Origin of the sequence: Streptomyces sp. NPDC102283, from assembly GCF_044766265.1 — a bacterium.
GTDB lineage: Bacteria > Actinomycetota > Actinomycetes > Streptomycetales > Streptomycetaceae > Streptomyces.
Genome location: NZ_JBIWLQ010000029.1, coordinates 1 through 7,937, shown reverse-complemented (window position 1 = coordinate 7,937; position 7,937 = coordinate 1). Strand labels below are relative to the sequence as shown.

Annotated in this window: 6 protein-coding genes and 1 pseudogene; 2 read left to right on the top strand and 5 right to left on the bottom strand. The window is 72.1% G+C overall.

The window, feature by feature from the left end:
- Positions 1-284: 284 nt before the first annotated feature.
- Positions 285-2,969, bottom strand: coding sequence for a Helicase associated domain protein (locus ACIRJT_RS36290; RefSeq protein WP_403918158.1), 2,685 nt, complete (start codon positions 2,967-2,969; stop codon positions 285-287).
- Positions 2,970-3,082: 113 nt separating this feature from the next.
- A complete protein-coding gene (locus ACIRJT_RS36285; RefSeq protein WP_403918156.1) occupies positions 3,083-3,520 on the bottom strand; it encodes a hypothetical protein in 438 nt (145 codons plus the stop codon).
- 87 nt (positions 3,521-3,607) lie between these two features.
- Between ACIRJT_RS36285 and ACIRJT_RS36280 the strand changes: the two genes are divergently transcribed.
- Positions 3,608-5,179 (top strand): helix-turn-helix transcriptional regulator, encoded by a 1,572-nt coding sequence (locus ACIRJT_RS36280; RefSeq protein ID WP_403918153.1) that lies wholly within the window; start codon positions 3,608-3,610, stop codon positions 5,177-5,179.
- Complete coding sequence (locus ACIRJT_RS36275; RefSeq protein ID WP_403918151.1) at positions 5,179-5,754, top strand: transcriptional regulator; 576 nt, start codon at positions 5,179-5,181, stop codon at positions 5,752-5,754. Before ACIRJT_RS36280 ends, ACIRJT_RS36275 begins: the two co-directional genes overlap by 1 nt.
- Positions 5,755-6,063: 309 nt before the next feature.
- On the opposite strand, the gene ACIRJT_RS36270 is transcribed toward ACIRJT_RS36275, so the two are convergent.
- The 3 genes and pseudogenes from ACIRJT_RS36270 to ACIRJT_RS36260 all read right to left on the bottom strand — a co-directional run.
- A complete protein-coding gene (locus ACIRJT_RS36270) occupies positions 6,064-6,330 on the bottom strand; it encodes a hypothetical protein (RefSeq protein WP_403918148.1) in 267 nt (88 codons plus the stop codon).
- A 4-nt stretch (positions 6,331-6,334) separates the two neighbouring features.
- Positions 6,335-6,793 carry a hypothetical protein gene (locus tag ACIRJT_RS36265; RefSeq protein WP_403918145.1) on the bottom strand — a complete coding sequence of 153 codons (459 nt, stop codon included), beginning with the start codon at positions 6,791-6,793 and terminating at the stop codon, positions 6,335-6,337.
- Positions 6,794-7,122: 329 nt separating this feature from the next.
- A pseudogene (locus ACIRJT_RS36260) lies at positions 7,123-7,802 on the bottom strand (IS5 family transposase); the annotation flags it as partial.
- Positions 7,803-7,937 lie beyond the last annotated feature (135 nt).

The following is a 7,937-nucleotide window of genomic DNA, read 5'->3' as shown; positions in this document are numbered from 1 at the left end:
CGGGGCGTGTGCGCCCAGGACCGAGCCTACGCCCGGCGGGGGACAGCGCGGCGGGGGGGGGGCCCCCCCCCCCCGGCGCCCCCCCCCCCCCCCCCCCCCCCCCCCCCCCCCCCCGCGGGGGGGGGGGGGGGGGCGGGGGGGGGGGGCCCGCCCCCCCCCCCCCCCCCCGGGGGGCCGGAGGCCAGCTGTGTCCTGAGCAGTGACGCGACTGACAGACCGGCGGATGCCTTCGGCGCCCGCGCGTGGGCGAGCACCTCAGCGGACGAGAGCCGCCCGGGGACGGGTCAGGTGGCCGTCGCCCACTCCACCCCGAGCGTGGCGAGCTGCTCGCGCTGTTCGTCGCTCAGCTTGTTCCGCCGGGTGCGGGTGTTGCTGATCCAGGTGCCCAGCCTGACCGCTCCGTGGGGTGTCTCCTCGATGTGGGCCCGCGGTACGACGACGCGTCCCTCCCGTGCGGCGTACTGGGTGAGCGCGGCGATACCCCGCTCGAACGCCCCGGCCCCCTTCCCCTTCCCGGCCGGGGCGGTCCGGGGGGTGAGTCCGAGTGCGGTCAGGCGCTCGGACTGTTCGGGCAGCATGGTGTTCCAGACGGCGGGGTCGGTCTGCTTGGTGATCCAGGTGCCGACGTCGATCCCGTTCACGGTGACGCCGGGCAGGACATCGGCCGGGCCCTGCTCCTCACCGAGGAGGACGCGGGCGGCGGCGTAGTGGCGCTGCCACTCGACCGGCCACCGCGGATTCCAGTCCGGGTCGATCGCCTCCAGTGCCCGGCGCCGCTCGTCGGCCCGTACCGGGTCGCTGCCGAGCCCGCCGGCCTTGCGGAGATTGGCGACCCACTGGCCCACCGCCACCCCGTCCATCACCGCGCCCCTCGGGCAGGCCAGAGTGGAGTGTGCGGCGTAGTAGGCGCGGGCGGCACCGAGGTTCTTCCAGAACGCCGCGTCGCCGACCGACCAGATCATCCCCAGTTCGTTCAGCAGATCGGTGCGCCACGGCTTGAGGGTTCCGGCCCGGAATGCGCGGCGCTGCTCGGTGACCCAACTACCGAGCCTGTACGTGCCGCCGTCGTCGCCCAGCTCTACGGTGGTCTCGCTGGCGACCTGCGCGTGCCCGCGCTCGCGGACCCAGCCGCGCAGGGCGCTGTACCCGGTGAGCCAGACCTCGCTGTCGGGGCGCAGGACGCGGGTGCGGAGGAACAGGGTGACGGACTCGGGGTCGCGGGGGAGGGAGAAGCGCAGCAGGGGCGTGCTGATGCCCGCGACGCCCGGGGTCGCGTCGGTCTCCTCGCCCCATTCCTTGTTCTCCTCGTCCTGGTCGTCGGTCTCCTCGTAGCCCTGGTGCTCGTCGGCGTCGTCGTCCTGGTCGTCGCCGGGGCCGGCCGTCCGGTTCTCGTGCTCGTCGGCCGGGGGCTGCTGCGGGTCGAGCGCGAGCACGGACGTGATCTGTCCGCGCGCGGTAGTGGTGGGCAGCGCCATGCGCTCGATGACCCGGTCGTCATGTGCACGGAGGCCCTGGAGAATCGCGACGAGGCCCCGGTAGCTGGGGGACGCCATCATGTCGCCGGGGTCCTCCCCGGGCTCCAGGAAGACCGGCACCAGGATGCGCGACACCTTGCCGTCACCGGGCTCTTGGCGCAGGGCCCGCCCGATGACCTGCACGATCTCTACCGGGCTGCTGCGGGTGTCCGCGAAGACCACCGCCCCGACGCCGCGCTTGCCCCGGATGTCGACCCCTTCCCCCAGGACCCGGCAGGACGCCAGGAACGACAGCTCGCACACCCACCCGTCCGCGTCGAGTCCGTCCGCGTAGCGGGTGAGGACGTCGCGGCGGTGGGGGGCGGGGTGTTCGCCGGAGAGCCAGTCGGAGCCGACCCGCCCCGGGTAGGCGGCTGGGTCGGCGAGGTGGAGGCGGGCGGCGGTCTCCGGCATCGCACGGGCGAAGCTCATCGCGTCCAGGGTGCGGGAGTGGAACGTCATGTACGTGCGGGTGCCCGACTCGTCGGCGTGCTTGAGGAGCGCGGCCTGGAGCGCGGCCAGCCGCCGGCCCCGCCGCTCCTCCAGCGAAGCGTCGTCGGCGAGCGGTGAGGGGGCGCGGATCTCCAGCACATCGATCTCGAACCTGGCGAGGATCGCGCGCTCCACCGCCTCCATCAGGCCGGTCTCGTGAAGAACCGGCCCGTACAGCTCCACATCGTCCATCGACGCCACCAGCCGCCCGCCCAGCACCTCACCGCCGCCCTGCGGGGCGGTCCCGGCCGGGGCGGACACCCCCGCGTCGGCGTCGACGTCCTCCTTCTCCGCGTCGCCCGCCGCACCGGGGCCCGCTTCCCACAGGCGCGGTGTCGCGGTCATGTACAGGCGCCGCTCCGCCGGAATCCGGCCCTGGTCGTGGACGGACGCCCACGCCTTCGAAGCATCGCCGGACGAGCGGTGGGCCTCGTCGACGACCAGCAGGTCGAAGGGGGCCATGGTTTGCCCGTAGGAGCCGCGCAGCGCCTGTTCCAGGACCCCGGGGGCGGCGGCGTCCGGGGCGTCGTTCTGGTCGTCGGCCAGGCCCTGCGGGGCGAGGGAGGCGTACGTCGCGAACACCAGCATCGGCCCCGAGCTTGCCCAGAGGGCGAGCTGCGTCGGGTTCGTCGTGCACCGCGCCCCGAGAGCTTCCAGCAGCGGGTCCGCCCCGAGGGAGCACACGGCGACGGCCGGGCCCTGGTGTCCGGCCCTGCGCCACGCCTCGATGGTCTGCGTCAGCAGGTCCAGGGTCGGGACGAGGACGCCGATCACCCCGTTCGGGCACAGCTTGAGCGCGACCATCGCCGCGGTGATGGTCTTGCCTGATCCGGTGGCCATGTGGACCTGCCCGCGCAGCCCGCCCACGGGCAGCGTCCCGTCCACCGGCAAGGACAGGCCCCGCGCGATCGCGTCCACGGCCTCGACCTGGTGGGGCCGCAGCGTGATCCCCTGCATCGTCATCGCTCCTCACGCGCCACGGGCGCCCGGCCCGGGGGTGAACGGGGCGACGGACACCGCCCCGTCATCATCGACGGTCACCCGCTCAGCGAGCTGGGCCAGGATCTCGTTCGAGGTCAGCCCGGCCCGCGCGGCTGCCGCACGGACCTGCCGCCCGGCAGCCGCGTCCAGCCACAACTCTGCCCGCAGCTCATCCCGTTTTCCCGCTGCTGCTCCGTCCACGCCGTGTGGTCCCGCAGCGCCCTGGTGTGCCGGTCTTCCCGCTCCCGCGCCCTGGCGTGGCCCGTCTCGTCCTGGTCGGCGTCGTAGACGCCGGCACCGGAGGCGGCGAGGTGAGCGGCGACCCGCTGCCACTCGGTGAGCAGGGCCGCCCACCGGTCGGTCAGTTCCTCCGGGTCCGGCGCGAACTCTCCACGGACCACCGGGGAGCGCAGTTCCTCGCGGGTCTCGCGTTCCCGCGCACCGCCGTGTCCACGGCCTGGTCCACCTGCCGCACGGCACGCCGCCTGGCGGCGTACCTGGTCACGTGCCACGTCCTCCGAGGTCCAGATCACCGCCGCGTTTCCCCTGCCTGTCACGAGCTGTCAAATGAATGCCCAATATAGCACCATGTGACGCCTAGTTGTTGTACGGTTACCGGTATGAGTGAAGAGGACAGCGTGGAAGCACTGCTGGAAGAGGCCCGCCTTGCCGCTGCGATGCCGCCCCCCGAGGAGCGGTTCCGGCTCCGCGAGGCGGCCGGGTTCTCCCGCGCGCACATCGCGGCCACGGTCGGCGTCGGCAGGCAGACGATCGCGAACTGGGAGACCGGCGTCTCCGACCCGACTCCGCCCGCCCGCTACCCGTACCTGCGGATCTTGAAAGGCCTAGCGGACATCTACCCGCCCCCCGCCGCCGCCCACGGGGACCCGATCGCGGCACTGTTCGCAGAGGAACCCGCCCCCACCGCCCCGGTGCCTGCGGCGTTCACTGGCCTGGAGACACTGCGCGGCCCGGACGGCCGCGCGATCGAGGGCGACCCCGGCCCGTGTGTCCGGTGCGGTGTGGAGACGACCTACCAGTCCACGGACGGCCACCCGCTCCACTCCGGCGCCCTGTGCCAGCCCCCCGCCACTCCGCCCGCCCCGGCCGCCGTCGCCCCGACCCCGGTCGCCCTGGTTGCGGCTGCGGTGTCGCCGGTCCCGGCCCGGGTGCCGACCCGTCCGCAGCGCCGGTCCAAGAGCGCCGCGCGCGCGGAGGCGGACCTCATGGGCCTGATCCGGGGTGCGGTCGAGCAGGAAGCGGAGCGCGCCGGCGGGGACGAGGACGCCGCGCTCAAAGCGCTGATCGGCCGGGCGATCCCCGACGTCATGCACCTCTTCAACGAAACAAGGGCCACCGCCCGCTACGAATACACCGCCTACCCGGCACTGCCGGACATCCTGCACAAGCCGTCGAAGAAGGACCCGGACCAGATCTGGGAGGCCCGCCCCGCCTACAACAACCCCGCCTACTCCCTCCGCGCCCCGGGTGCGGACCTGCGGGTGACCGCTCTCGACGTCAACGCCGCCTACCTGTCGGCGCTGAAGGTGTGGCTGCCGATCGGGAGGCTGGAGCACACCACCGGTATGGACGGCGTCGGCCCGAAGCGCAGTGGGGTCCACCTGATCACCCCTGCCGAGTGGACCCATCCCCACCTGCCCGACCCGCTCGGGGACCGCGACGAGCCCGGCGCCCTCTGGATCACCGACGCCACCCTGCGCCTCCTGCTGCGCCTCTCCGGCCCGAAGTGGGGCCTGACCCAGGCCCCCACGGTTCACGAGTCCTGGACGTCCGGCGCGACCGAGAACTTCCTGGACGCCCTGCGGAAGCTCCTGGTCGCCGCCCGGTCGGAAGCGATCGCTGCCGGGGACCGGCTGACGCTGGAGTACGTCAAGGCCATGTACTCGAAGTTCGTGAGCACCATGGGGGAGTCGCAGCACAACCGCGAGATGACCCGCCCCGACTGGATGCACAACATCCACTCCCAGGCGTACGCGCTGCACTGCGGCCGCGCCTACAAGGCCCACCAGGCCGGGCTGGACATCGTCGCGCTCAAGCACACCGACGAGCTGCACGTGATCGGGGACTGGCGGCAGGTGTTCACCGAGGGCCGGGGCGTGGCCGAACTGAAGATCAAGCAGGGTGACGGCAAGGCCTCCGGTGAGTACCTGGTCGGGAAGGTGGGCGGCTGATGGCCGGACGCTGGAAGGACTTCGGCCGCTACGGCGCGAACGGCGCACCCGGGGCCGAAGCCCTCGGCACCGCCATGGAAGGCATGGTGCACGGCATCAGCTCGCCGGTCGACAGCGACCGCGGCCTCGCCGCCCGCCTGAACTACCTCACCAAGTCCGACGCGGGCTATGAGGCGATGGACCGGGCCGGGGTCCACGTCTCCCCCCGCACCCTCATGGCCTGGCTCGCGGAGGAGCGCACCCCGAACAAGGTCAACCTCGCCCGCCTCGACGCGGCGTACTGGGACCTGCGCCGCCGCAACGTCGCCGCCGACCTCAAGCACCGGCTGAACAACAACGGCCGGGGGACCCGGGTGGAGATCAACCCGGTCAACCAGAACGGCGTTGAGCAGAAGTACCGGCGGGACCTGTCCAGCCGCAGCGTCAGCGTCCGGGGCGTCTGGGACCGGGCGGTCGACGCCTGGATGAACGACGACCTGGCCGAACTGGACGCGGTGTGGGACGAAGTCCTGGACCTGATCGGCTCGGACTACGACGGGTACAGCTACGTGTCCTCGATCGGCTGGGCCGCCTGACCCGCCACCCCCGCGGAAGGTCCGCCCCGGCACTGGAGCTGCCGGGGCGGACCTTCCGCATGTTAGCCCGCAGGGCAGTGGCCAGCGCGCGAACACGGCCAGGGCGGTGCGGGACACAAGAACGGCTGTGCGGGGTCGCCCAAGCGGGTCAGGAGGGCGTGCCATGTGACGTCAGAACTTGCGCTCGGAGGGCCGACGCGGGTTCTGTGTGGTGTCGAGTCGGTCGAGTGCCCGGTACAGGGCTCCGATCAGCCGGGCCCGGTTCTGCACTTTGGCGACGTGGGTGGCGGGGCCGGTCGGGAGGCGGTTTCACCGCTTCCCGCAGTACCGCTTTGGTCGGCGGGCGCAGTTTGTGTCCGCCGGCAGGGTCTCGATCCGCTGGCGGAGGCCGGTGGCGACGCATCGTGCGTGACCGGTGGGCTGGCGGCCGATCTGCGCACGGTCCGCTGCCTGCGCGCCGGCCGGTTTCGAGTCCGAGGCCAGGACCGTGGCGGCGAGTGCGAGGTGTGGGTCACGGTTCAGCGGGAGCCCGCCGGTCACCGCGCCGGTCGGGTCGTACACCACGGTGCCGCTCATGCCCTCAGCTCCGCCGGTTCCAGGCTGCCTGGAGTTCGGTGGGGTCGGTCGTGACGACGAACAGCCCCTGCTCCAGCAGCCAGGCCCGCTCCCCGTCCCAGTCCGCGGCGCGGTAGGCAACGTGTGCGAAGGAGGGGACCACCACCCCGTGGACCAGGCGGCCGGTTGCTGCTGCCCGTACCCGCTGCCACCCGGCCCGAATGTCGGGGGACTGGTCGAGGGGCCCGGTGTCGGCGACCGCGCAGCCGGTCGGGACGATCCAGCCCCGGTCCTGTGCGTAGGCGGCGAGGTCGTCGAGGATCAGGTTCGCGACTGCCTGCAGTGGTACTACGGCGTACAGAGCCACGGCGGGGCAAGGCCCGATGAGCGGTGCGGCTTCGGCCGGCAGGGCGCTGCGGTTGCGTCTGGTCAGCGGATTCAGCAGTGAGTGCCAGGTGGTGCGTTTGCTCGATAACGGCGGCATAGGGTCTCTCCATCGCGGTGTGCGGGGCCTGCTCCCGGACAACTGCTGTTGCGGCAGGCGGGAGAGCGTGGAAACAGGTCAACTCTCGCTAGGAGAGAGGTCAGTTGCCTTCAGGCGTACTGGGGCGGGCGCGCCTGGAAGGCCGAGCAGCGGTGAAGGTGTGCGTACGACTGCCGGGACCAGAGGCTGTCAGGCGATGCCGCGCCTTTTCGCTTCGGTGAGTGTGGCGTCGCGTTCTCGCCATTTCGCCCACGCGCCGCGGTATCCCAGGGCGGTGAGGAAGGGGTTGTCGGCGTAGTTGTTGTGCGTTGAGGTGCTTGTAGACCTCACGGTCGAAGGCCACCGCGGCGGCCTCGCCGGGCCCTGTTGTTGGCCTGGTCGGCCCGCTCGGGAATCGTGTGCGGGATGCCCCGGCGGCGGAGCCACGCGCGGATCGCCCTGGAGCTGTAGCCCTTGTCGCCCAGGACGTGATCGGGCCGGGTGCGGGGCCGTCCCGGTCCGATCCGGGGCACCCTGATCGCGTCCATCACGGTGGTGAACCGGGTGCAGTCGTTGGAGTTGCCGCCCGTGACGACGAATGCGAGAGGCCGGCCCCGGCCGTCACGGGCCAGGTGAATCTTGCTGGTCAGACCACCTCTGGACCGGCCGAGGGCCGGGTCGCGGAGCCCCCTTTTCGGGCCCCCGCCGCATGCTGGTGGGCCCGGACGATCGTGGAATCGACGGACACCAGCCACTCGATGTCGCCCGCCGCATCCGCCTTCGCCTGAACGGCCCGCAGCATCCGGTCGAACGTCCCGTCCGCCGCCCACCTGCGAAAACGCGTATGCAGCGTGGCCCACGGACCGTAACGGTCGGGCACATCCCGCCAGGCCGTCCCGGTCCGGAACTTCCACACGATCCCGTTCAGGACCCTGCGGTCGTCAAGCCGCTTCCGCCCCCGCGATGACTCGGGCAGCAACGGCCGGACGAACTCCCACTCAGCATCGGACAGTTCATGGCGACGTATCACGACATCATGATCCACCAGCGATGATCATTTGAAGGCACCGCCTAGTCTTCTGAGTCAGGAATTCTGTTCAGATGTATAGGCTTGGTCTGTGGCGCGTACTGGGCGGCCGAAGGCCGAGTTGATCCTGTCCGACGA

Bases quoted from the DNA above. Each gene is read 5' to 3' on its own strand.
- ACIRJT_RS36280 (WP_403918153.1), top strand. From the start codon at position 3,608: ATGAGTGAAGAGGACAGCGTGGAAGCACTGCTGGAAGAGGCCCGCCTT.
- ACIRJT_RS36265 (WP_403918145.1), bottom strand. From the start codon at position 6,793: ATGCCGCCGTTATCGAGCAAACGCACCACCTGGCACTCACTGCTGAAT.
- ACIRJT_RS36275 (WP_403918151.1), top strand. From the start codon at position 5,179: ATGGCCGGACGCTGGAAGGACTTCGGCCGCTACGGCGCGAACGGCGCA.
- ACIRJT_RS36270 (WP_403918148.1), bottom strand. From the start codon at position 6,330: ATGAGCGGCACCGTGGTGTACGACCCGACCGGCGCGGTGACCGGCGGG.
- ACIRJT_RS36290 (WP_403918158.1), bottom strand. From the start codon at position 2,969: ATGACGATGCAGGGGATCACGCTGCGGCCCCACCAGGTCGAGGCCGTG.